This window comes from Gilvimarinus sp. 2_MG-2023, assembly GCF_030547685.1.
Classification (GTDB): Bacteria; Pseudomonadota; Gammaproteobacteria; order Pseudomonadales; family Cellvibrionaceae; genus Gilvimarinus.
Genome location: NZ_JAUOQM010000055.1, coordinates 1 through 1,571 on the forward strand (window position 1 = coordinate 1; position 1,571 = coordinate 1,571).

The 1,571-nt window shown below is 37.2% G+C and carries 2 protein-coding genes; one reads left to right on the forward strand and one right to left on the reverse strand.

The annotated features are described in order from the left end of the window. Positions 1 to 576, forward strand: a 576-nt coding sequence (locus Q4526_RS16425) for a DNA cytosine methyltransferase (protein ID WP_215978302.1), incomplete at its 5' end; no start/stop codon positions are given. 147 nt (positions 577 to 723) lie between these two features. On the opposite strand, the gene Q4526_RS16430 is transcribed toward Q4526_RS16425, so the two are convergent. Continuing rightward, positions 724 to 1,275: a PmeII family type II restriction endonuclease gene (locus tag Q4526_RS16430; RefSeq protein WP_215978303.1), complete on the reverse strand. Its 552-nt coding sequence runs from the start codon at positions 1,273 to 1,275 to the stop codon at positions 724 to 726. Positions 1,276 to 1,571: the final 296 nt, after the last annotated feature.

Below are 1,571 nucleotides of genomic sequence, written 5' to 3' on the forward strand. Positions count from 1 at the left end.
ATACACTATCGAGTGCCGCAAAAACGTGAAAGACTTATTTTAGTCGGTGTTAGAAAGGATATTAAAATTGATTTTAATTACCCAAAACCGCATAAAAAAATATACAACTTGAAAGATGCTTTGAAAAAAGGTGAACTTTTCAATTGTAACGTTCCAAAGTCTAATGGTGCAAGTTATCCTGAGTATAAAAAGGTAGTGTTGGATATGGTACCTCCAAAGGGGTACTGGAGGGACTTGCCCATTGATGTGCAAAAGGAATACATGGGCGGCAGTTTTTATCTCGGAGGAGGAAAAACTGGAATGGCAAGAAGAATCGGGTGGGACGAACCTTCATTAACTCTTACTTGCAGTCCTGCTCAAAAACAAACAGAAAGATGTCACCCTGACGAAACCAGACCATTTACAGTTAGGGAATATGCTAGAATACAGACCTTTCCAGATGAATGGAAGTTTGCAGGCTCCACGGCTCAACAATACAAGCAAATAGGAAATGCAGTTCCTGTCAACTTAGGACAGGAATTAGGTTTTTCAGTTGTCAGATTCCTAAATGAGTTTTATTCAAGAAAAAACAAATAAAGGAGATGTCTTGATTTCCATTGCAAGTTTATCTACCCCTTGCGTAATTAGGTCTTTTGTATCAATAGTATTAATGAGTTTTTGGAGTTCTACAACAAGTTTGTCGTAAAAGTTAGGAAACCCTGTAACTCTATGCCAAAAATCTTTTCAAATTATGACTGGATGCTTTTTGTTGATGTTTAAGTAGTGTTGACTTAGTTCATCAGACTCACCATAAAGTACACCAACAATAAAATCATTATTACTAATTCCTTTAAATGCTGCATTAGTTCTTGCTAGGTTAATTGTTTTTGTGAACTTATTAATCAGTGGTGGTACATCATCATGGTTGATTGTGTTCGGGCCAGCTTTCAATTGACACCATTTTTTTCTTTTATCTATTTGATCCGTGAATTCAATATCCATTCCTTGAATCATTGAACCACTTGCTATTCCAAGTTCAACAAACATGTTTTGTATTCGAGTCCCAAAAGAAGTATTTATTGATGTACCTAATACCCGAGGATAAAACAATGCCTTTGCAACTCCAAGTGGAGTATAATCACCCTCCAGGACTTGAGATAAGTATTTTACAGTAATTGGGTTAATCTTATACGATTTGAGTTTTGCATTTTGATTCAAAGAGGCTTTTACATGATTGTCGAATACCTTTTCCTTAAAATAGTCTACAATTTCCTTTACTAGCTGATCTTCTGTCATATTTTGCTTTTGGTCAAATTTAATTCTTTAGTTGCACTTTTGCATGTTGCCCAACATTTCGCTATACGCAATTGCGTATATATACTATTGGTATCAACACTATGTCAGTCATTGATATCCCCAAGAATACCCCTTAGCCCTGATAGATACAAGCAAGCGGGTCTCTAAGATCAAAGTGCAGCCTATATATACCTAGATACAGGGGGGGGGCTATTCAGTGAAGTGTGTCGGGGTTTTCTCCTGACGTCTCCGAGCCTTTGGATTTGCTCCTGATGCCATCGGGAAGGAAACCGTGA

Coding starts and splice junctions, on each gene's coding strand:
- Q4526_RS16430 (WP_215978303.1), bottom strand. CDS start 1,275: ATGACAGAAGATCAGCTAGTAAAGGAAATTGTAGACTATTTTAAGGAA.